The sequence below is a fragment of the Bacillus sp. SRB3LM genome, assembly GCF_015712745.1.
GTDB lineage: Bacteria > Bacillota > Bacilli > Bacillales > Bacillaceae_G > Bacillus_A > Bacillus_A thuringiensis_K.
The window spans coordinates 292,213-312,579 of sequence record NZ_VWVQ01000078.1 but is presented as its reverse complement, the minus strand read 5'-3'; the positions used below and the strand labels follow the sequence as shown (position 1 = coordinate 312,579).

Sequence of the window (20,367 nt, the reverse complement as noted above, 5' to 3'; positions counted from 1 at the left end):
TTGCACTTTGTCAACTTGCGGTTGCGATTGTGTTATATAGCGTTTTTTTTCTATACTTAGAACGTTAATAAAAATAGCGCTTCCTAATAGTCCATTTGTTGTTATCAAAATAAAAAAACTCCTTAATTCATTTAAAGGAGTTTTCAATGTAAGATATTTCATTGATTCATATATCTTTCTCTAGATATAAAATACCTTTTTGTATCACGATTCTTACCTTTAATAAACATATCCTTCTGAATTGTATATTTGTACTCCATATTCAAACGTTTCATTAATTTTTCAGATGCTTCATTTTCTGAATCACATCCCGCTTCAATACTATTAAGATGCAATTCATGAAAACCATAGTAGAAAAAAGCTAACACAGCCTCCGTAGCTAATCCTCTTCCCCAATATTTTCGAGATAAGGCGTATGCAATTTCTGCTGTATGTGCGGTCAAATCATATTTTATAAATCCACACGTGCCTATAAGTTTTTTTTCCTCTTTTAATACAATTCCAAGAGGTGCTACTTGCCCTCCATTGTACTGACCCACAATTTCTTCTATATAGTTATATGTGTCACATAACGATCGATGAGCATCCCATACAGTAAAAGTTGTCATCTCTTTATCTGTAGCATACTCATATATATGTAAACTATCACTCATATTCATTTTCCTTAACATAAGTCGTTTCGTATACAAAGTTGGATATGACCACTTCTCAATAATCATAACGGTTTCTGTTTAAACCTTTCATAATTCCTTACCTTTAATAAAAGGATATTCCCACAATCTGTACAAATATAAGCATCCACCGGCGAAGATGTGAACATCGTTTCCTTTTTCCGTATTTGTGCATATCCGACAAACTCACCTTCTCCTATATTTTGAGAACCACAATTAGAGCATGTCTGCACGGCTTTTTGTTTCATGAGAGCACCACCTTTAATCTGTTTCTACTCCCTTCGACAGTTCACTTCCATTTCCCTTCCAAAAAACCTCTTATTCTCTCACATTTCAACAGGAATCTCAAAACAAAAATCGTATATGTACTATGAAATATATTTATTAACGGAGGAATTTTATGACTACTGTTATGACACTCGATATGGCAACAGAAATTGAAAATGCAGAAATTGATATGCTCTCTTCTAAATTAGAGAGACTACAAACAATGAGCGGAAACCCAATGCAAGTGCAAATGAAAAAATTCGGTAGTGCCACTGCCTTTTCATCAAAAATAATTGCTGGTCCTGCTTTTAATACGGTAAAAGGTATTACAAATGCAGATGCGATTGATGCAATCATTTCTTATTATGAATCACTACAAATCCCTTGTCGTTTTGAAATTACCCCAGCACAAGGTACAACTGAATTATTTCAATACTTATCTCAAAAAGGATTTTATCAATCTAGCTTCCATACTGCTTTGTATAGTATACCGAGAGAGGGTTCATCACTTCTTCCTTCTAATATTACAATACGAAAACTAAAAGAAAATGAGTTTGATATTTTTGCAGACATTTATGTACGTGGATTTAATATGCCATCCTTTACAAAAGATGGCGTCCGCCAAAATAACGAAATTCTCTACAATAAACCTGGCTGGTATTTTTTCATAGCCGAAGTTCAAAACACTCCTGCGAGTATAGGAGTTCTCTATATAAATAACGGTGTTGCTTCATTAGCTTCTTCTGCTACTTTGCCAGAATTTCAACGTAAAGGCTGTCATACCGCATTAATTCAAAAACGAATTGAAATAGCTATTGAAGCCAATTGTAAGTTAATAGTTGGACAAGCAAGGTTCGGTAGCAGCAGTCAAAATAATATGGAACGTGCCCATATGAAAATTGCTTATACGAAATCTATATGGACTGCAAAAGAAATATAATTAACACTCTTTCTCTTCTCATTACAATTTTATACATTTCATGACAATTCCTTTTCTATCCTATTAATCATTTGAATATTCGAACTAGATTTGATACGCTATTACTAGATACATCATTCAACTTGCAATATGAAAAGAGCATTCTAATCAAACTACAAGGAGGAGAAATGTATGACTAAACATGATCATGGTTTAAAAGAAAAAGTAGAAGGTGCCATTGATAAGGTAAAAGGTGAAGTAAAAGAAGTTGTCGGGAAAGTAACTGACAATAAGAAATTACAAGCTGAAGGAAAATGGGATAAGGTGAAAGGCACTGCTAAAGATACAGTTGGTAATGTGAAAGAAAAAGTACATGAATATAAGGAACATAAGAAAGAAAAATAAAAAAGAGCCCATTGGTCATCTCCCTGTCAAGTAGACAGTAATAAAAAGAGTATTATGCCACGGCCTTTTCCCGATATTCTATCGGGGAAAGGCCGTGAAGTTTTTCTTGGAATCTTTCTGTATTATAAAACTGAATATATTCTTGAATTGCTCGGTAGGCCATTTCATATGTTTTTGGGCGCACTAAATACAACTTCTCTGTTTTTAAATGTGAGAAGAATGATTCGATACACGCATTATCAAAACAGTTTCCACGTCTAGAATGACTACCGACAAATCCTAATTTCTCTAACTGTTTTGCGTAGGATTTAGATGTATATTGAAACCCTTGATCTGAATGGAAAAGGGGCTTAGTAGTTAATGACTTCCCTTCTAATTGACGTAATGTAGTTAAAACCAAATCTAAATCATTTCTTGAAGATAGCTTCCAGGCAACAATTTCATTGTTGTATAGATCTAACACAGCTGACAAATAGGCAAATTGTTCTCCGATTCGTACATAAGTAATATCTGTTACGAATTTTTGGTTTTGCTTTTCAGCTTGAAACTCTCGATTCAAATGATTTTTAAATACCACAGATGTTTTTCTTCCATAAAACGGACGTTTTTTTCGAATGATAGATTGAATACCCAGCTCTCTCATAAGACGACGAACACGTTTATGATTCATTACCATTCCTTCTCGAGCCAAAGCACGAGTCATACGTTTATACCCATAGTAAGGGTGCTGACGATGAATAGATAAAATATGTTCTTTATGCCACCTATCCCTTTTCTGACGTAAACGCTGCACGTTATGATATTTCCGCCATTTATAGTAGCCAGCCTTAGAAACTTCCGCGATTTGAAGCAACCATCGGAGTGGATAGGCTTGGCGTAATGAATCGATAAGAGAAAATCGTTCTTTCTTTAGGACCATTCCTTCCCATGTAGATTTGGATTGCGCTTTTTTAAATACTCAACCTGTGCCTTCAAATAAGCATTTTCTTCTTCTAGACTATTAAAATTCTTTCGATTCCAGACACCACGTTGATCATCAAAGGACTCCCCCTGTTGCGCACGTTTTACCCACTCAATAATCTGGGCATCGCTCTTCACACCGAGTTGTTCACGAATTTCTCGCAATGATTTTCTCTCTTCTAATCGAAGACGAACTGCTTCTCGCTTTAGTTCTTCTGTATATTTTTGAAATGATTGTCCTTTTCTTGCCATAAAAAAATCCCCTCCAGATAAAACAGTATTGAGTCCATCATATCAGATGGACTCTTTTTTTACTGTCTACCTATAGGGGATAATACCAACCCAGACAAATGGCAGATAACGTATTATATTTCATGCTCCAAACAAAGTAAAAGAATCCTATCATAAAGAAGGATTCTTTTACTAGGTATTCTGTTGACAAATGAGCAATCTACGGGAATTGAGTCTCTCAATACTCAATTCCTTTTTATGTTATACCAAAGCAGACATAGTATTCAAGTACGAGTACAACATTTTGAAAGTGTAACATGAAATCTATTCCTCATCTCCGTACAGACTGCTTCTATTTCTTGTTCGTTGACACTCCTATAACTTTAGCTAACTTGTATATGCTATCAGGTTCTGTACAAAATAAGAAAGCCAGGAACTGCAGTAAACAATATAGATTTTCTTTTTCAAACGTCCTTTCTTAAATGGCAGACAAAAAGGTGACTCTCAAATGGGAATCACCTTTTTTGTTACGAAATAATATAGAATGATACCGTTTATTCTACATATAAACCAATTGCTGCCACAATTGTTTCCGAAGCGTATTCCCATTTACCATCTGTGAAAGCCCCTAATTGTTGGCCGATTTGAGATAGAAGATCTGGCGTAATCGGAACACCAAAATATTGAGCAATGATTGCACCAATAGGTGCTGTTATTTTTGTCCATCCACCACTATCAATTTTAATTTCTCAATTTTTGATTACCCCATCTTCTTTTACAAAGCGATAATAGACTTGATCATCTAAACGAAAGCTTAAATGATGTGAAATTTGACCATTTACGACCGTTTGATTGCCTAGTTTCGAAATGTACGCTGGTTTCACATTAAATTCATGGTCATACTTTTAATTTTTTAATTTCAGGTCCTAACAAAGCAGCTTGAACCGCCTTATCAAGATTATTCATAGGAATAGCATCTAGATTTTTCGTTTGTTCAATAAATTGGGGTGAGAATACATGAGATGCTTGTACGACTTGTTGCGTGGTCGTTTCTTTTTCTGCAGCAAATGCGAATGTGGATGAACCTGTTACTAACATTGCTGCTAAAGCTGTAGCACTGATTACCTTATACCGTTTCATACTTATATTCCTCCTCTTTTCCAAAGGAGATTTTGTCCTCCATATCAATTTTTAAGGAGTGATTCTCATTGACAGAAACACTACGTATAGAAAAATTAAACACGTTTTTGCCATTAGCTTCTTTAGAAGCTCTCCCTGCAGAAGAACAAAAAATGCGTCTTCAATATTGGAAAGAACATTTCACCAACAAAGAAATTACCGCGGGTTTAGGCACGTATAATAGTAAACTATACGAATTGTACAAAAAACATGAAATTCCACTGCAAGGAACAGCGCATCTAAAGCGAAAAGGAAAAAAACGAACCCCATCCAAAGATGATACTCCTATTGTTTCACAACAGTGCAAGACTACCGAACCAGTCCAAATGCAAACAATTGTACCCACCATCCCAATGCAAGAGGTACCCGTGATTCCACAATTCGAACCAACAACACTACCAGTAGAACCAATAGAATCTGCTATTCTAGAATCCTTTCATATCCACTATGCGGGATGCCAGTCAAAATAAAAAATCATCCACCAATTACAAGCCCTTGCTACTTTGTTAGAAGAGGCATCACATGAACAGTATCAATTCTCAATTCAAATTGATACGCCATCTTTGAAATAACACAGAAAAAACTCTCTTATATTTTGATAAGAGAGTCTTCCGGGTAAGTATAGCATAAAATATTTAATACATAGCAGAGAGTTGCTTGAAATAATTGTAACACGAAAGACAAGAAGGCGCTTCCTAAATTTTCGTATCCTTCTGCATAAAATACCGTTTATAGGAGCATACTGTTATCCATCCATGATATGTATTCCATTCTGAGTAGCAAATAAATAGCTATTCTTTTTTTCTGTCTGGTGCCCTTATCATAATTTAAATCGCTGATCCCTTTATGTTAAGATACAGAATATTTCTGTATTGTTTCGAAAACAGCCGATACAATACTTTGTATATACTGATGCCATTCCTCCAGTTGAATCAACAACGTTTCTCTTTTATATGCTGGCATATCTCGTATCGCCTCTGTAGAGAGCGCTTTTATTTCTTTGTAGGCTTCTGAACATTCAAATGCGTGTGTCTCTGTATACGCCAATTTAGGAAATGGATTCCGCTGTCCCTGTTTCTGTCTTTCCCATTATTGTACGACATATTGAATCAATAACTCTTTATGTACTTTTGAAAATGCTATTTTATCAATCCATTTGGAAGACATACGATGTTTCACTCCATTTCTATTTAAACATTCTGCCCCGTTGCATGATTTTATCTTACTATTCAGATTTTAGTAATACATAAACAATGAGATCCTACACTTTCTGTTGACTGAAATGGATAATCTCAGTTGTTGAAAGTTAGAATTTGAAATGGTGTTGTTGGGAAGGATATAAATTTTCTGTTATGATGAAATAAATATACCTCACAAAATATTGGTATAAAAAGGAGGATGTATGTATGGAATGGCAAGAAGTAAGAAATGCATTCCCGAATAAATGGGTATTATTCGAAGCAGTCCAAGCATTTACAACTGATCAAAAAGAAAGAGTTTTAACGAAAATTGTACCAATTGAAACATATAGTGAGCCTTTAGCAGCCATGAATGAATATAAAAAAATGCAACAAAGTCATCCAAACCGTGAATTATATGTACTTCATACAAATCGTGAAAAACCAGGTATTATTGAAAAAACATGGGTAGGAGTTAGGCGAGCGTGATTCATTTAAAAATAGAAGATAGATTGTTGTTATGTTCCATTAGAATGAAACATAACGGAGAAATACTACATCTTGAACGTGTATTAGTCGATACTGGGTCTGGAGGAACGATTATTTCATCTGATAAAGCGGCATCTGTAAATATCGTACCAGAGGCTAATGATAATATTTATCGTGTTCGTGGTGTAGGAGGATCAGAATTTGTATATACTAAAATAGTTGATGAAATCGAACTTGGATTTTTGAAAGCAGAAGGATTTGAAACGGAATTTGGTGCTATGAACTATGGTTTTGATTTGGATGGAATTATTGGATTAGATTTTCTACTTGAAGTAGGGGCTATTATTGATTTAGAAGCAAAACAAATTTATCAGAAAGAAAAATAATAAAACCAGCGTATCAATGAATAATTGATACGCTGGTTTTATTATTATGTGTATTAACTTTAAGTGCACTTATTGGTTAATAGGGTTCTTACAATACTTTTTTGCAATTGCACTAGCCATATCAATTGCTCGTTGCAATACCGCGTGTTTTGACTTGAAATCTACCAGTTCAAAGCCAAATTCTTCGTTAATTTCAAAATCATTAATTGTAACAAAACTGTATTCTTCAGGAATTGACTTGTTATCTGAAATTAAATGAAACGCATAAGAAGTATCAAAACATAATAACTCGATTTTGAATGTATTTAGTGTACTAGCTTGACGGAATTGATAATACTCAACGGGGTATAAATAATCCCCTTCATGATGATAATTGAAGTCCTTTGAAAAATTCATCATTAACAATCCTATGTAGTTTATTAAAAACTTTTATTTAAGTAATTTGTCATAGGAAAAATCTTTCACTGGTAAATAATCATATCTATCCATCTTTTCTTGATTTGATCTTTGGGAATCAAAAGAAACAAGTAAAGAAGAAATCAAAGTCATTGAGTAAAAGATACTCCGTTTGCAAATTTTCCTAAGTAAATTAAATTCCTAAATATTGAGAGGATGAGTATAATATGAAAATGGTTCAATCTTTTATGGCGTCGAAAGTTGTTTTTGCTGAAACTAACAGTGGTGCTTTAGTGAACATTACAATCACTGGTCCTCAACCTAAAAAAATAGCGGTGGAACTCTCTTATTTATATCTTTTAACGGTGAAAATATGATGGAGATACTTCCAACCTTTCGACCAATCAATATAACAAAACTGATGACAAGAGCAGAAAAAGCAGAAATACAAGAAGTAATAAATCAATACCATCCTACTACATCTAAACAGCTAGAAATACGTTAACATGATATAAAATTATTAATTGAAGTATCCTTCTCAACATGTAAAAGTATTTATGATTAAGTTAATGAATTTTACAAAACTTACAAAATGTTAAACTTATAAAAGCCATTGATATGTAGTAATCAATTTTATAAATTATGAAGAATTATAAGCTTAGTTTTACAAGAATTAATAAATAAAGTAAATATTTTGCAAACAGCTTAGCAGGAATAGGAATATATGCTGCTAGATAGTGTGAGGGAACGGATTCATGCACGTGGTATTTGGATACCGTATAGAGAAGTAAAGATGTACTTTGCACGTAAAGGGGCAAATGGTATCGGAAATAAGAAAATGAGTTTGAAAGCATATGGAATATTCATTATTCTTACGTATATATGATAAGAATGTGATAGTCTATAAGTAACATGGCATACGTATAGAATAATTTGTGATTGACGATATGTAAAAGTAAGAATGTGGAGGGAAGAGAAATGGAAGCACAGCGAGTAATGCAAGAAGAAATGCGTGAAAAAATCGAACCGCTTCTAACTTTCATCATAAAAACAGAAAAATAAATGGTATCTGTGCCGCTAGTAGAACAAATTTTTCTTTGTGGTAGTGATTCAGAAGTGTTGCATAGTATACCAGTAGCTGCACTTATACAGGGGTGGACCACAGCTCTGAAGAATTGATCAGTCATCTATTAAAAGAGGAAGAAAAAATTTCGTATACAATTGGTTATAGAAAAACAAGAGAAATAAATGAGCGGATTTTATAAATAGGAATCGTGCGAAAAATAGACCATTTAGGACGGATTGTCATACCGAGGGAAATAAGAAGAGTGCTGGAAATAGAGAAAAAAGACTGGGTAGAAATATTTGTAGAGGGAGAATCGATTATTTTGCAGAAATATCAGGGAGATGATGTTTGCCCCATCACAGGAGAAGTATCTTTCCAGCATATTAAGCTGGGAGATGGAAAGTTGACGTTGAGTCCAGGAGGAGCAAAACAGCTTATACAGGAATTAGAACCATATCTTGTAAGAGCCTAAGAAGAAGGGGGAAGAAATCGTTGGAAAGAAAACCACAAGTACTACAGGAGAAAAGAACAAAAGATATGGTATCCTTTCAGGAACAAGTACTACAAGAAGCAGTACAAAGAAAAAAGAACATGACAATGATTTTAGTAAATGGATTTCATATCAAAGGAACAATAACAGGGTATGATTTATATTCGATTTTGTTAGAAGTGGACGGGAAACAACAGCTCGTGTATAAACATGCTATTTCAACAATCCCATTATAAAAGAAACAGAAGCATGAATCTGGATGATTTCATGCTTCTGTAGAATGATAGACAGATACATATTTAGTTGTTTACAGCTTCTTTTAATGCTTTTCCAGCTTTAAAAGAAGGTACTTTTCTGGCAGGAATGGTTATGGATTCTCCAGTTTGTGGATTGCGTCCTTCTCGTGCAGCACGTTCTCGCACTTCGAATGAGCCGAACCCGATTAATTGTACATTGTCTCCATTTTGTAGAGCTTTTTGAATGGATGCGAATACGCTATCTACCGCAAGACTGGCTTGTTTCCTTTTTAGTCCTGTTTGTATTTCTACTTTTTGAATTAATTCTGTTTTATTCATCAGGCACCTCGTATGATTGTTGTTATGTGAATCTTAGTATAAATCGAAAAAGAGAACGGTGCAAGATAGTTTGGGAGCTTTTCATGATAGAACCGAAAAATATGAAAATCTTGTCAAAAAAGAATGGAGGAGAAAAAAGAGCATGAACAATGTTTTTCACACAGAGCGAAATGATTTAGAACGTATTTCAGAAATGCTCAAGGTATTAGCACACCCTGTTCGTCTCCAAATGGTCCATCATTTGTTAGAGAAAAAAGCTTTAAATGTTACAGAATTACAATGGTATTTCGACCTACCCCAATCCACTATTTCGCAACATCTTGGTAAGTTAAAATTGCATAAAGCAGTGGCATATGAGCGAAAAGGATTAGAAGTATTTTATCGAGTGGACGATGAAAAAGTGAAACAAACGCTGCAGATATTGCTAGGCTAAACAGATAGTTTCGTTTATTTGTCTGGTCATGTGCGGATAAAAATAATGATCGAGGAGGGGTATTCTTCTATGAGCGGAAATGCACATTGTAATTATATAAGTCCCCGTTAAAAAATCGACATATCTACACGTTGAATACGACTAAGGATCGCTTCAGGATTTTTTATTAATAGATTCTGTAAATTGATAGATTGAACTCATCAAATGATCCATTGTTTCATGGTAACAATTTGCTAACACATTTTCTTTTATTACCTTCCATATACGTTCAATCATATTTAAATTAGGAGAATATGGCGGTAAAAATAGCAAAGTTAGACGACGGTTGTTTTCTCGCAAAAAAGATTTCAATTTTTTAGCATGATGATACCTTGCGTTATCTATATAGGTCCTCTATAAAATATCATCACGTATAAATTGTGTCTGGATACCCGATAATGTTTGTAAAAAACATGAGGGGAGAATATATGTTATGTCATATAAAATTCAAAAATTAAATCGTTTCACAATATCAGATTTACGCAAATTAGAGAAAAAAGGAAAACAAGCTTCTTGTCAAAGACGTATTGCAGCCGTTCGAATGGTCATGGAAGGATATACAATGGTGGATGTAGCACATATACTTGGGATGCATCGTCAAAGCGTCGCTAGTTATGTAAAGAAATTTAAAGAAAATGCAATCGAGGGATTACTTACTCGTAAACAAATTCCTGGGAAGAAGCCTTATTTAATTAGAAAACAACAGGAAGAATTAAAGGAACTCATTTTAAACACAACTCCAGCGGAGTTGCAATACGGTCAAGAGTCTTTTTGGAATACACGCAATATTCAATACGTCATCAAAGAGAAATTTTTGATTTGTATGTCACGTGAAGGGATCCGAAAAATGTTGCATCGGATGAATTTTTCCTATACAAACGCTACTTATGTATTGAAAAAGACAAATAAAGAAAAGCAAATTCAATTTCAAACGCAATTAGATGTGATAAAAAAAACCTAATCGATGAAAATACTGTACTCTTATATCAAGATGAATGTCACTTTAGAGATAGTCAAACTGTACATGCTACATGGTTTGCAAAGTGGAGAAGATGCGCCAAGTTCTACATGTATCCCGAAGCGGATATTACAAATGGAAATATCACACCAAAAGCCCCAGGCAAATACAGAGAAAACAAATAGCCAAAGAAATCCACCGCATTTTTCTAGAATCGCGTTGTTTATATGAAATTCCGAAAGTAACGTCTGTTTTACGCCAAACAGGAAAGCAAATCTCACAAAAAACAGTGGTGAGAATCATGAAAGAACAGGGCTTACAATCAAGAACTGTAAAAAAATATAAAGCTACTACAAATTCCAAACATTCTTATCCGATACAGGACAATGGATTAAATCGTCAATTCAAGGTAGAAAAGCCAAACCAAGTTTTGGTAGCCGATATTACCTATGTATCGACGAAAGAAGGATGGTTGTATGTAGCAAGTCTGATGGACTTGTATTCTAGGAAAATTGTGGGCTGGCATGCTGATCGAGGAAGTCAATATGCTGCCCATGATTATCAAAAACAATTACAACAGTATGGAATGCAAAGTAGCATGAGCAGAAAAGGGAACTGTTTTAATAACGCTTTCATTGAATCATTCCATGGTGTCTTGAAAAAAGAACTTATTTATCAGCAACAATACGTAACACGTGCGCAAGCACAGCAAGATATTTGGGAATACATTGAAATTTTCTATAATCGTAAAAGAATTCATTCAGCGAATGGTTATTTATCTCCGATAGAAAAAGAACATCTGTACGAACCGGAAGCTGCATAATTAAATTTATCTTTGTCTATTTTATTGACTTAATATCATATTTTTTGTGTAGACACTATCTAAGCTTTTCCAACATATCATGGTTGTGTGAGACAAAGATGAGCCTCTTTTGAGAATGTCTGTTATGAACAGTCAAATAAATCATTGTTATATCTCGGACAAAATTATACACTCGTATTGTATATACATAATAATATCTGTAAAGAGGTGTACGCTATGATTCATATTTTACTTCCTACGGAAGAATCAACTGCTGGATATTAACTTATTTAGTAGCTAGTAATCGGTAAAGTTCTTTATATGCTAAAAAACGGTTCTGATGAAATTCTAAAGAGGACATATATAGGTTTTAGGACAGGCTTCCTCCTTTGGAGAGTCTGTCTTTTTGATCATATACATGACTTCTATTCCAGTAATCACCTCTCTAGCTATTTTGACCTGGTCAAGAAAAACTGGAACGTACATGAGGGTACACAATCAATTTTGAATATTTGTAAGGAGTCACTCCCTCTAATAAATGGCTACATGAGTGAATGCTGGGCGTTTTGTCTTATATTTTCTAAGGTGGGAAATACACGTATTACAATAATTGTCGTCATTCATTGGGTGTCCAAAAAAAGAGAAAATTACTTGGCGATTTTTTGAAGATTTTTTATTCTGCACGATTGAATATAATGAATTTACAGTTTAAGTGAGGTACAAAACATTGAATAAACGACATATTTTCATGGGTGCTGTAATGAGTAGTATTGTATTACTCTCAGCATGTGGAACATCATCAGACAAAGTTGTCACATCTAACGCTGTTGATATTACAAAAGAAGAGTTCTACACTGAAATGAAGCAAAAAGCTGGTAAGCAAGTACTACAAAACATGGTTATGGAAAAAGTTTTTATGAAAAATTACAAAGTGGACGAAAAAGAAGTAGACAAAAAGTTCGATGAAACGAAAAAACAAGTGGGTGATCAATTCGATACCCTATTGAAACAACAAGGTATGAAAGAAGAAACATTAAAAAATACGCTCCGCGCCTCATTAGCTCAAGAAAAAGCGATTGAAAAAGCAATTACGGATAAAGATCTAAAAGCAAAATTTGAGGACTACAAAAAAGAAGTGAAAGCAAGTCAAATTCTTGTAAAAGATGAAGAGACTGCTAAAAAAGTGAAAGAGAAGCTTGCTCAAGGTAAATCTTTCGAAGAATTAGTGAAACAATACTCTGAAGATACAGTTTCAAAAGAAAAAGGTGGCGACTTAGGATTCTTCGGACCAGGGAAAATGGGAAAAGAATTCCACGAAGTAGCTTATAAGCTAAAAAAAGGGGAAATAAGCGAACCGATAAAAACAAAATATGGTTACCATATTATTAAAGTAATAGATACAAATGCTGATAAAACTTTCGATCAAACAAAAGCAGATATCAAGAAAGCATTAGTTCGAGAAAAATCAAAAAATCCTGAATTTATTAAAAATGTAATGATGAAAGAAATAAAAACAGTTGATGTACAAGTTAAGGATACAGATTTGAAAAACCTTTTCGAAGAACCCAAAGTTGATACGAAAAAAGATGAAAAGAAATAATAGGAAAACGGAGGTTGTGGAGAAGATCCTCTCTGCAGCCTATGTTTGTGTTAAAATCTTTTTTTATGTCAACACAATATATTCAATACCTGGAGAACCTTCATTACCCCAAGTATCAAAAACGTTGTTTTTGAACTTCCGACTGTCAAATAGACAATGAAAATAATAAAATTTTTCGCTTTTAAAAACCTGTCTAAACTCTAGGATATAATCTATAGAAAAGGAAGATCCCATGATACACAATTTGTGCAATGAGTAAGAACAAATTATATCTATTCGAATATAAAGATGGAAATTAAAATGGCTTTACAGATCATCTACAGGAGATAACGTACACATTTTTCTTTTGTGGTGCAGTTAAATTTCAGATTAATCTATCTAGTAGATATGCTAGTGATTTTGAGATCGTATGATAGGGAGGTGAATGACCATGAAAACAGGTGATTTTGTCCGGCATTTTCCAGAACTTGCTGAAGTCATTATTATATTACAGCAAGGGTGCTGAGTACATATGGCTAGGCGGTTCTGTAATTTTAGTATAGGCTGTACCAACCCGAAAGGAATGATTTGGAATTTTCCTCTTTCGCTCATCCATCCATATATAATCCGCTCTTTTTTTACAACGTATTCTTGTTTATGCAATACAGGCTACCCTTGTTTTTATACAGTTTGAAGGAGTCTTCTTGTTAGGAAAAAGATGCGTGTAGACGTAAGAGCCAGCAGTCACCGGTTGTAGCCATGAGAATGTCCAAAATAAAGAAAGGACAATATAAAATATGAAAAAATCTTTAGCAAGCATACTTAGTTTAGCAATTGCTGCAGATCATTCCAATCCTGTTACAAAAAATGGAGAACGATTGAAATATAATACGCCATACTATATAAAAGATAAAAATTTGCCTGATAAAGGTGGCGTCACATTCGAACGTTGGGGCTTAGATGATTTCTTACTTTTTGCGAATGCTGCAACGGATAATGGAACGCCTATTATTTTTGAACATAAATATGGAATAGATGGGTTCATCGAATCTACTAATGAAGTAAGAATAAAATCAGCTAAAGCCAATAAACCAGGTTTATACTATTGGGCTTATGATCCTTTATTCAATTCTATTTATTTGAATTATAGCAACAGCGCAGATCATGTCATTTATGGATCATCCGAAGATAATTCTATAGGTCTAGGAAGCGCTGTGAAAGGAGTCCATGAGAGTGCTACGGGGTGGTCTGATTTTAATGGATATTACGGAAACAATGTGGAAAAAGCTTGGATGGAGTCAACAAATTATCCGCATTCATACGACCCTGGTAAGGACAGATTCGCGTTACGTTTGAGTGAGTTACAAACACCTTTTGAAGTGATAGAAGCTAGCGAACAAAACGCTTCTGCCGAAAAGTTGCTGAATAAAAATCTAGTAAACAAAATGGAGTCTGTGAGGAGAACATTGGTACGATGAACAAATTTAAATATCTATTCTTAGTATTTCCTTTGGTAGGTGGGTTCAGTATGGGTACAATCTCAGCTACCACATCGTTTGCTGATTCTTACCAATCAAAAAAGAGGGTATCATCAGAGAATCCGTTTCAAGGATACCTTGTAAAAAATGGGGGCAAAACGCTTCTTCCCGAGGAACAAAATAACGTAGCCATGAACCAGGAGCAAATTCCCGTTCCTCAGCTTTCCGCTAATCCCTATGACCCTATTCCTAAGCAGGGAACGACAGTCAATGAATTTGGAAATATAGGTGATGTGCTGTATTTTAATGATGGTACCTATATGGAAAAAAGTGAGCATGGTCTCATTATCATCGGAAAATATTCTCAGACAAACACCTATAGAATGTTAGATTTAGGGAAAACTATTTCTTTCACGGCGAAATGCAATCAGGATCCAGAATTTGCGAAGCAAGTGCAATCCTTTTGGACAGAAACAAAAGTAAAACGGGCGACAAAATTTAAGCGTGTGGTATACAGTACGCAACCTGTTACAACTCTATATACTTTTAACCAAGCAGTTCAATCTGGATTATCCATAGAGAATGCCTTACATTTTGCGTTCACAATGGGGTGGAAAACTGACATGAAAGCGCTTCTCGACGGAGCGATAGCTACGTTGAGTGAATTATTGACTGCAACGTATCATCATCCCATTACTGTAACAGAAGAGGTTAGCCATACACAAAACATCCCGATAGGAGTAGATAATTCATCCTATGGGTATACAGAATATACAGCCGCAGTCTATCAAATACATTCTGTGTATACAGTAGAACCAGGTGCGGCACTTCAAAAATATTTACAAGATAATCATCTAGCTTTACAACAAACACAGTTCGAATATTTGAATTCATCTATTTTGATTATCCAGACACCAGGAAGCTATAAAACGGATTCTTGAGTTTGTAGTAGTATCGCAGTGCCGTATGTACAGAGAAAGACATTGAAATGATTCCAGTTTTTACATAAACAAAAGAGAAGTCTGGAATATGACTTCTCTTTTGTTTGTATATGGCATGAACCGTTTCGATTCCTTTCAATGTACGTGAAGCATGGCGAAGATTTTGAAATCCTGCGGATTTAACAAAACGTCTCTTGATATGTCTATGGTCTTGTTCGATGAGATTATTGAAATGCTGAACAGTACAATGTTTCGTATGCACATAAAAGCCATTATGTTTTAGTTTTTTGAACGCACAAAGTAAAGCAGGAGCCTTGTCTGTTGTGAGAACCGTTGGTTCTCCAAAAGCTTTCACTAACCTTTTCATAAACATATAGGCTGCTTGATGATCTCGCTTTTTGCGAAGTTGAATATCCAACGTGTAACCTTCCTTATCAATCGCACGATACAGATAACGCCACTCTCCCTTGACTTTGGATATAGGTTTCATCTAAATGCCATAAGGAATGTGCTGATTTATTTTTCTTCTTCCACATTTGATAAATGATATTTCCATATTCATGGACCCAACGCATAATAGTTGTAGGATGAACTGAAACACCACGCTCTCTCAAAAGTTCAGATACGTCGCGATAGCTTAAAGAAAAACGACAATAGTAGCCGACGGCTACCAAAATAATATCTTTCTTGAATTGTTTTCCTTTAAAATATCCCATATGTTATGCTCCTCATCTCATTTTTTTACAGTCTAGCTCAGCTCCAAAAACTTTGCAACAGAACCTCATTGAGCAAGATCATCGATTTATCAAAAAACGGATTCAGAATATGCTGGGATTGAAATCCTTGCAAACAGCTACAAAAATGATCGCTGGAATAGAAGCTATGCATATGATCAAAAAAGGACAAACCCTCCAAGGGGAGAAGTCTGTCCAAAAGCAAATGTATCTTATCAATGAAATCTTTGGTTTAACAGCATAAAGTTCCATTCCGCTAGGAATCTTTTTCTTTTTTTCATATCTAACTGTATTTGCACCAGAACCTATAAAACATTCATGAGTTTTGATCGTTTTTTAATTTTGTAACAGAAGGATCTGCTGTTGTATTATTTGAATAATTCGAATCAAACGTAATATGAGAGGATTTCAATGACTCTTGCATCCACCAATACGTAATAAAGCTTATTGCAATACAACCCGTTACATAATAGTAAAATAGTGACTCAGCCCCGATCTTCTTTAGCCACAATGCGATAAATTCTGCTGTTCCACCAAATATCGAAACTGTAAGTGCGTATGGAAACCCTATGCCTAGTGCACGAATTTCAGCTGGAAAAAGTTCCGCTTTTACAATTGCATTAATAGAAGTGTAACCAGTAATGATAATGAGCCCAGTCATCATCATTAGAAATGCTACGATTGGCGATGTCGTTTTTTCCATAAAGTAGAATATTGGTGCTGTTAGTAAAGTTCCAAGAATGCCGAAGGTCATTAATAGTGGACGACGTCCAATTCGGTCAGATAATAGGCCAGCAACCGGTTGAAGTAGTACGAATATAAATAGTGCGACAAAGTTAATCCAGCTTACTACTTCTTTTGGTAGACCAACTGTATTTACCATGAATTTCTGTAAATATGTTGTGTACGTATAGAATGCAACAGTACCGCCTAGTGTTAATCCGATCACAGTTAATACAGCTTTCGGATGCTTCATAAGTGTTTGAATGGTTCCTGGATTTTCACGGTTTTCGGATTTCATGTTTGAGAACTGTTCAGATTCATCCATAGTACGGCGAAGCCATAACACAGCTGTTGCTCCCATTGATCCAATAATGAATGGTATACGCCATCCCCACACTTTCATGTCTGGTTCGCTTAATATCTGTTGCAGAGCAATTTGAACGCCTAAGGCAATCATCTGCCCTGCTACGAGAGTTACATATTGAAAACTTGAATAAAAACCACGGCGATCACTACTAGCCATTTCAGATAAATAAGTTGCTGAAGTTCCATATTCTCCGCCTATTGATAATCCTTGAATCAAACGAGCAATAACTAAAATAATAGGAGCCATAATTCTGATACTATTATAACTAGGCGTACAGGCGATAATAAGAGAACCCCCAGCCATAATTGTAATAGAAAGGGTTAATGCTGTTCGACGTCCGTGGCGATCCGCATAACGTCCTATTAATAAGCTTCCAATAGGACGCATTAAAAATCCAACTGCGAAAATAGCCGCTGTATTCAGTAGTTGACTAGTTGAATCGCCTTTCGGGAAGAACTCTGCTGAAAAATAGACAGCAAAAGCAGAATAGACGTACCAGTCATACCATTCAATTAGATTACCGACAGAACCTTTAAAGATATTTTTAGTAATTTGGCTTGAGCGGGCTTGAGTTATAATAATCCCCTCCTACTAGGAATAAAAGGAAATTCTGAAAAAACATTCTTACACCAACCTTCCGAAACAAAATTCTTTATTTTCTGAATCTTTTAATATTGTTATCATTAGGACCATTAATAAATTTTACTAAAGAATGTATAGTTGGATGAGAAAATATAGCTGTTACTGGAATATCATGTTTTAATTTGTGATGTACCCGTTCTTTTAACTCCATCACTTGTAGAGAATCTCCACCTAAATCAAAAAAGTTGTCCTCCAAATGAATATTAGTTACACCTAATAATTCCTCCCAAATAAGGGTTAAAGCATGAACTAGATCAACCGGTTTTGTTTGTTCGATTCGTTCAGAGTTGTGATTAAAATATTTTGAATGAGCAATAGATGTTAATGTTTTGGTGTCTAATTTTCCATTTTCTTGAACAGGTAAATTATTCATTTGTATAAATTGATTTGGAATCATATACTCTGGAAGGCTTTTTTTCAAAAGTTCTTTAAGTTCTGAAGTGCGTATTATCTGAGATGAGACATAAAATGCGACTAACTTTTTATTACCAGAAAGATCTTTTATATCCATAACTACACATTCTGTTATAAAAGATAGATTTAACATCACTGTCTCAATTTCCCCTGGTTCTATACGAAAACCTCGAATTTTTATTTGGCGGTCTTTTCTTCCTAAGTATTCAATATTTCCATCTGGTAACCAGCGACCTAAATCTCCTGTTTTATAAAGTGTTTTTCCGAATTTTTGAAATGGGTGTTCTTGAATAAATGCTTCTTGAGTAAGCTCTTTATTATGCAGATAACCTATAGCTACCCCTTTTCCCCCTAAATAAATTTCTCCAATCGCTCCAATAGGTAATGGAGAAAGATTTTCATCTAAAATGAAAACGGATGAGTTGGTGAGAGGAGTACCAATCAAAATAGAATTTAACTTTTTATGTTTCTGGTTCATAAAATAGTAGGTTGAAAACGTTGTATTTTCAGTCGGTCCATAACCATTTATCAAATACCCTTCTTCATTAAGATATTGAAGTGCTAAGTTGGCATGTGTTAAATTTAATGCTTCTCCTCCTACAATTAAATATTTAAGTGTTGAAAGTGCTTGGGGATTTTTTTCTACAAATTTATGAAATAATGCTGTTGTAAAAAACATAATAGTAATTTCTTTATCTAAGATAAACTGACACAGTTTTTCATTATCTAGAGCTATATCTTTGGACACAATCTCTAACCTTAAACCATTTAAAAGAGCTGTCCATATTTCAAAAGTAGCTGCATCAAAACTAATAGAAGACATTTGTGTCAAAATATCTGTGTTTGTAAATTTAAAATGATCTTTATCACAGGCTAAACGTATAATGCCTCTATGTGGAACCATGATCCCTTTCGGTGTTCCAGTGGAACCTGAAGAATAAATAACATACGCTACATCCTCTGTAGTACAAGTGTGATTAGGATTTGTATTATGCACATTGGATTCCAATATTTTTGAGATTGTTTGAATAGTTCCCGCATAGGTGGACGGAAGTATATGTTGAAACGATTCATGAGTAATGACCATCGCAGGATTACTATTTTTTAACATAAATACTAATCGTTCTTGGGGGTATGTGGCATCTAAGGGAACATAAGTACATCCTGATTTTAAAATTCCTATTATAGAGACAATAGCTTCAATTGAACGTTCTAACATGATGCCAATATGAGAACCTGTTTGAACACCCCTAGATAATAAATAATTAGCGACTCTATTTGCTTGTGCATTAACCTCTCTATACGTTAAGTTTTTTCCATTATAGCTTACAGCAATATGTGAGGGAGTATTTACAACTTGTTCTTCAAAAATTTTATGAACACATTTACATTGTTGTTTTGAATAACTTTGAGGAGTATCATTAAATATTTCAGTCACTGTGTTTTGTTCTGACGGACTAGTAATATTTATATCTAAAGGTGTCAATTCTGACTTAGTTTCAAAAGTATCTAAAAAAATCTTTAAATTATTTAACAGGTTTTCAAGAATTCCTATATGATAAGTAGAAGAATTAAAATAGGCTTGAATATTAAATTCATCGTTTAAATGATTTTCTTCAAAGGAAATAAAAACTACATCTTTAGAAAAAGTATGAAAAAACGACTCAATATGCGCTACATTACCATTAGAATTTACCAGTGCCGTATCATATTGCAGTTTATCGTTATATGACACCATGGTTGGTGGTTGCATATAAATATCGTGTAACAGAGTTTTTACTGTAGCATTTTTTTGAATTTTTATATTATAATTATCTATATTGTTTTTTTGAAGATTATAAAATCCGAAACCAACTTCTGTTTCTGCACTGTATTTATATAAAATAATTGTCCAAGCACACTTAAAAAGTGTACATAGATCAACGTCAAATTTTTGAGCAATGTCTTTTAACATGGATAACTTCTGTTTCATTGTAATTGTAATATATTTTTGGTCTATGTTCATATTTTTTTGTTTGGGAAGAAAGTCTTTATTTAACATAATC

At 34.3% G+C, this 20,367-nt stretch carries 24 protein-coding genes and 3 pseudogenes; 17 read left to right on the top strand and 10 right to left on the bottom strand.

The annotated features are described in order from the left end of the window. Positions 1-158: 158 nt before the first annotated feature. Positions 159-719, bottom strand: coding sequence for a GNAT family N-acetyltransferase (locus F3I02_RS25210; RefSeq protein WP_046945605.1), 561 nt, complete (start codon positions 717-719; stop codon positions 159-161). Next, complete coding sequence (locus F3I02_RS25205) at positions 716-919, bottom strand: hypothetical protein (RefSeq protein WP_000810193.1); 204 nt, start codon at positions 917-919, stop codon at positions 716-718. Before F3I02_RS25205 ends, F3I02_RS25210 begins: the two co-directional genes overlap by 4 nt. Before the next feature lie 152 nt (positions 920-1,071). Here F3I02_RS25205 and F3I02_RS25200 point away from each other — a divergent pair, with 152 nt between their 5' ends. Both F3I02_RS25200 and F3I02_RS25195 read left to right on the top strand, forming a co-directional pair. Beyond that, the gene (locus F3I02_RS25200; RefSeq protein ID WP_046945606.1) at positions 1,072-1,878 is read left to right on the top strand and encodes a GNAT family N-acetyltransferase; all 807 of its coding nucleotides are present in this window, start codon (positions 1,072-1,074) and stop codon (positions 1,876-1,878) included. A 171-nt stretch (positions 1,879-2,049) separates the two neighbouring features. Further along, positions 2,050-2,262 carry a CsbD family protein gene (locus tag F3I02_RS25195; RefSeq protein WP_000160410.1) on the top strand — a complete coding sequence of 71 codons (213 nt, stop codon included), beginning with the start codon at positions 2,050-2,052 and terminating at the stop codon, positions 2,260-2,262. A gap of 52 nt (positions 2,263-2,314) precedes the next feature. Here the strand turns inward: F3I02_RS25195 and F3I02_RS25190 are convergent. Continuing rightward, a protein-coding gene (locus tag F3I02_RS25190; protein WP_196477519.1) for an IS3-like element ISBth8 family transposase occupies positions 2,315-3,474 on the bottom strand; the annotation gives its coding sequence in 2 pieces (ribosomal slippage) (positions 2,315-3,216 and positions 3,216-3,474; 1,161 coding nt in all). 533 nt (positions 3,475-4,007) lie between these two features. Next, positions 4,008-4,599: pseudogene (locus F3I02_RS25185) on the bottom strand (methyltransferase). 62 nt (positions 4,600-4,661) lie between these two features. Here F3I02_RS25185 and F3I02_RS25180 point away from each other — a divergent pair. The 3 genes from F3I02_RS25180 to F3I02_RS25170 all read left to right on the top strand — a co-directional run bounded on the left by F3I02_RS25180 (position 4,662) and on the right by F3I02_RS25170 (position 6,685). Further along, positions 4,662-5,102 (top strand): hypothetical protein, encoded by a 441-nt coding sequence (locus F3I02_RS25180; protein WP_230876855.1) that lies wholly within the window; start codon positions 4,662-4,664, stop codon positions 5,100-5,102. A 936-nt stretch (positions 5,103-6,038) separates the two neighbouring features. Further along, positions 6,039-6,299 carry a hypothetical protein gene (locus F3I02_RS25175; RefSeq protein ID WP_061657687.1) on the top strand — a complete coding sequence of 87 codons (261 nt, stop codon included), beginning with the start codon at positions 6,039-6,041 and terminating at the stop codon, positions 6,297-6,299. After that, positions 6,296-6,685: a retropepsin-like aspartic protease gene (locus tag F3I02_RS25170; protein ID WP_196478212.1), complete on the top strand. Its 390-nt coding sequence runs from the start codon at positions 6,296-6,298 to the stop codon at positions 6,683-6,685. Before F3I02_RS25175 ends, F3I02_RS25170 begins: the two co-directional genes overlap by 4 nt. A 69-nt stretch (positions 6,686-6,754) precedes the next feature. Here the strand turns inward: F3I02_RS25170 and F3I02_RS25165 are convergent, their stop codons facing one another. Further along, the gene (locus tag F3I02_RS25165) at positions 6,755-7,081 is read right to left on the bottom strand and encodes a hypothetical protein (protein WP_098424952.1); all 327 of its coding nucleotides are present in this window, start codon (positions 7,079-7,081) and stop codon (positions 6,755-6,757) included. A gap of 227 nt (positions 7,082-7,308) precedes the next feature. Here F3I02_RS25165 and F3I02_RS25160 point away from each other — a divergent pair, with 227 nt between their 5' ends. The 5 genes from F3I02_RS25160 (at position 7,309) to hfq (ending at position 8,873) form a co-directional block, all read left to right on the top strand. After that, entirely contained in the window at positions 7,309-7,458 is a 150-nt protein-coding gene (locus F3I02_RS25160; RefSeq protein ID WP_196478213.1) for a hypothetical protein, read from the top strand. Further along, positions 7,455-7,586 carry a hypothetical protein gene (locus F3I02_RS34495; RefSeq protein WP_269061764.1) on the top strand — a complete coding sequence of 44 codons (132 nt, stop codon included), beginning with the start codon at positions 7,455-7,457 and terminating at the stop codon, positions 7,584-7,586. The genes F3I02_RS25160 and F3I02_RS34495 overlap by 4 nt, the downstream gene beginning before the upstream one ends. A 219-nt stretch (positions 7,587-7,805) precedes the next feature. Next, a complete protein-coding gene (locus F3I02_RS25155) occupies positions 7,806-7,967 on the top strand; it encodes a hypothetical protein (RefSeq protein ID WP_230876856.1) in 162 nt (53 codons plus the stop codon). Between the two features lie 379 nt (positions 7,968-8,346). After that, entirely contained in the window at positions 8,347-8,619 is a 273-nt protein-coding gene (locus tag F3I02_RS25150) for an AbrB/MazE/SpoVT family DNA-binding domain-containing protein (protein WP_196478220.1), read from the top strand. A 20-nt stretch (positions 8,620-8,639) separates the two neighbouring features. Continuing rightward, positions 8,640-8,873, top strand: coding sequence for an RNA chaperone Hfq (hfq, locus tag F3I02_RS25145; RefSeq protein WP_196478214.1), 234 nt, complete (start codon positions 8,640-8,642; stop codon positions 8,871-8,873). A 63-nt stretch (positions 8,874-8,936) separates the two neighbouring features. On the opposite strand, the gene F3I02_RS25140 is transcribed toward hfq, so the two are convergent. After that, positions 8,937-9,212, bottom strand: a complete 276-nt coding sequence (locus F3I02_RS25140; protein WP_196478215.1) for an HU family DNA-binding protein — start codon at positions 9,210-9,212, stop codon at positions 8,937-8,939. A gap of 142 nt (positions 9,213-9,354) precedes the next feature. On the opposite strand from F3I02_RS25140, the gene F3I02_RS25135 reads away from it, so the two are divergent. Then, on the top strand, positions 9,355-9,645 hold the full coding sequence (locus F3I02_RS25135; RefSeq protein WP_196478216.1) for an ArsR/SmtB family transcription factor: 291 nt from the start codon (positions 9,355-9,357) through the stop codon (positions 9,643-9,645). Positions 9,646-9,798: 153 nt separating this feature from the next. Here the strand turns inward: F3I02_RS25135 and F3I02_RS25130 are convergent, their stop codons facing one another. Continuing rightward, positions 9,799-9,984: a transposase gene (locus tag F3I02_RS25130; RefSeq protein ID WP_230876857.1), complete on the bottom strand. Its 186-nt coding sequence runs from the start codon at positions 9,982-9,984 to the stop codon at positions 9,799-9,801. 133 nt (positions 9,985-10,117) lie between these two features. Here F3I02_RS25130 and F3I02_RS25125 point away from each other — a divergent pair, with 133 nt between their 5' ends. The 5 genes from F3I02_RS25125 to F3I02_RS25105 all read left to right on the top strand — a co-directional run bounded on the left by F3I02_RS25125 (position 10,118) and on the right by F3I02_RS25105 (position 15,442). Next, a complete protein-coding gene (locus F3I02_RS25125) occupies positions 10,118-10,645 on the top strand; it encodes a helix-turn-helix domain-containing protein (protein ID WP_196478218.1) in 528 nt (175 codons plus the stop codon). 70 nt (positions 10,646-10,715) lie between these two features. Then, positions 10,716-11,465, top strand: coding sequence for an IS3 family transposase (locus F3I02_RS25120; protein ID WP_308018611.1), 750 nt, complete (start codon positions 10,716-10,718; stop codon positions 11,463-11,465). Between the two features lie 727 nt (positions 11,466-12,192). Beyond that, positions 12,193-13,044, top strand: coding sequence for a peptidylprolyl isomerase PrsA (gene prsA, locus F3I02_RS25115; RefSeq protein WP_196478221.1), 852 nt, complete (start codon positions 12,193-12,195; stop codon positions 13,042-13,044). Positions 13,045-13,820: 776 nt separating this feature from the next. Further along, on the top strand, positions 13,821-14,501 hold the full coding sequence (locus F3I02_RS25110; protein ID WP_196477874.1) for a hypothetical protein: 681 nt from the start codon (positions 13,821-13,823) through the stop codon (positions 14,499-14,501). Between the two features lie 50 nt (positions 14,502-14,551). Continuing rightward, complete coding sequence (locus F3I02_RS25105) at positions 14,552-15,442, top strand: hypothetical protein (RefSeq protein ID WP_196477873.1); 891 nt, start codon at positions 14,552-14,554, stop codon at positions 15,440-15,442. A gap of 70 nt (positions 15,443-15,512) precedes the next feature. Here the strand turns inward: F3I02_RS25105 and F3I02_RS25100 are convergent. After that, positions 15,513-16,158: pseudogene (locus F3I02_RS25100) on the bottom strand (IS6 family transposase); the annotation flags it as partial. A 61-nt stretch (positions 16,159-16,219) separates the two neighbouring features. Between F3I02_RS25100 and F3I02_RS25095 the strand changes: the two are divergent. Continuing rightward, positions 16,220-16,420 (top strand): annotated as a pseudogene (locus tag F3I02_RS25095) (DDE-type integrase/transposase/recombinase); the annotation flags it as partial. A gap of 72 nt (positions 16,421-16,492) precedes the next feature. Here the strand turns inward: F3I02_RS25095 and F3I02_RS25090 are convergent. Continuing rightward, complete coding sequence (locus F3I02_RS25090; protein WP_374058642.1) at positions 16,493-17,848, bottom strand: MFS transporter; 1,356 nt, start codon at positions 17,846-17,848, stop codon at positions 16,493-16,495. Positions 17,849-17,918: 70 nt separating this feature from the next. Further along, positions 17,919-20,363: a non-ribosomal peptide synthetase gene (locus F3I02_RS25085; protein ID WP_196477971.1), complete on the bottom strand. Its 2,445-nt coding sequence runs from the start codon at positions 20,361-20,363 to the stop codon at positions 17,919-17,921. Positions 20,364-20,367 lie beyond the last annotated feature (4 nt).

Coding starts and splice junctions, on each gene's coding strand:
- F3I02_RS25205 (WP_000810193.1), bottom strand. CDS start 919: ATGAAACAAAAAGCCGTGCAGACATGCTCTAATTGTGGTTCTCAAAAT.
- F3I02_RS25195 (WP_000160410.1), top strand. CDS start 2,050: ATGACTAAACATGATCATGGTTTAAAAGAAAAAGTAGAAGGTGCCATT.
- F3I02_RS25105 (WP_196477873.1), top strand. CDS start 14,552: ATGGGTACAATCTCAGCTACCACATCGTTTGCTGATTCTTACCAATCA.
- F3I02_RS25155 (WP_230876856.1), top strand. CDS start 7,806: ATGCTGCTAGATAGTGTGAGGGAACGGATTCATGCACGTGGTATTTGG.
- F3I02_RS25110 (WP_196477874.1), top strand. CDS start 13,821: ATGAAAAAATCTTTAGCAAGCATACTTAGTTTAGCAATTGCTGCAGAT.
- F3I02_RS25125 (WP_196478218.1), top strand. CDS start 10,118: ATGTCATATAAAATTCAAAAATTAAATCGTTTCACAATATCAGATTTA.
- F3I02_RS25160 (WP_196478213.1), top strand. CDS start 7,309: ATGAAAATGGTTCAATCTTTTATGGCGTCGAAAGTTGTTTTTGCTGAA.
- F3I02_RS25165 (WP_098424952.1), bottom strand. CDS start 7,081: ATGAATTTTTCAAAGGACTTCAATTATCATCATGAAGGGGATTATTTA.
- F3I02_RS25140 (WP_196478215.1), bottom strand. CDS start 9,212: ATGAATAAAACAGAATTAATTCAAAAAGTAGAAATACAAACAGGACTA.
- prsA (WP_196478221.1), top strand. CDS start 12,193: ATGGGTGCTGTAATGAGTAGTATTGTATTACTCTCAGCATGTGGAACA.
- F3I02_RS34495 (WP_269061764.1), top strand. CDS start 7,455: ATGATGGAGATACTTCCAACCTTTCGACCAATCAATATAACAAAACTG.
- F3I02_RS25175 (WP_061657687.1), top strand. CDS start 6,039: ATGGAATGGCAAGAAGTAAGAAATGCATTCCCGAATAAATGGGTATTA.
- F3I02_RS25210 (WP_046945605.1), bottom strand. CDS start 719: ATGATTATTGAGAAGTGGTCATATCCAACTTTGTATACGAAACGACTT.
- F3I02_RS25200 (WP_046945606.1), top strand. CDS start 1,072: ATGACTACTGTTATGACACTCGATATGGCAACAGAAATTGAAAATGCA.
- F3I02_RS25135 (WP_196478216.1), top strand. CDS start 9,355: ATGAACAATGTTTTTCACACAGAGCGAAATGATTTAGAACGTATTTCA.
- F3I02_RS25085 (WP_196477971.1), bottom strand. CDS start 20,363: ATGTTAAATAAAGACTTTCTTCCCAAACAAAAAAATATGAACATAGAC.
- F3I02_RS25120 (WP_308018611.1), top strand. CDS start 10,716: ATGGTTTGCAAAGTGGAGAAGATGCGCCAAGTTCTACATGTATCCCGA.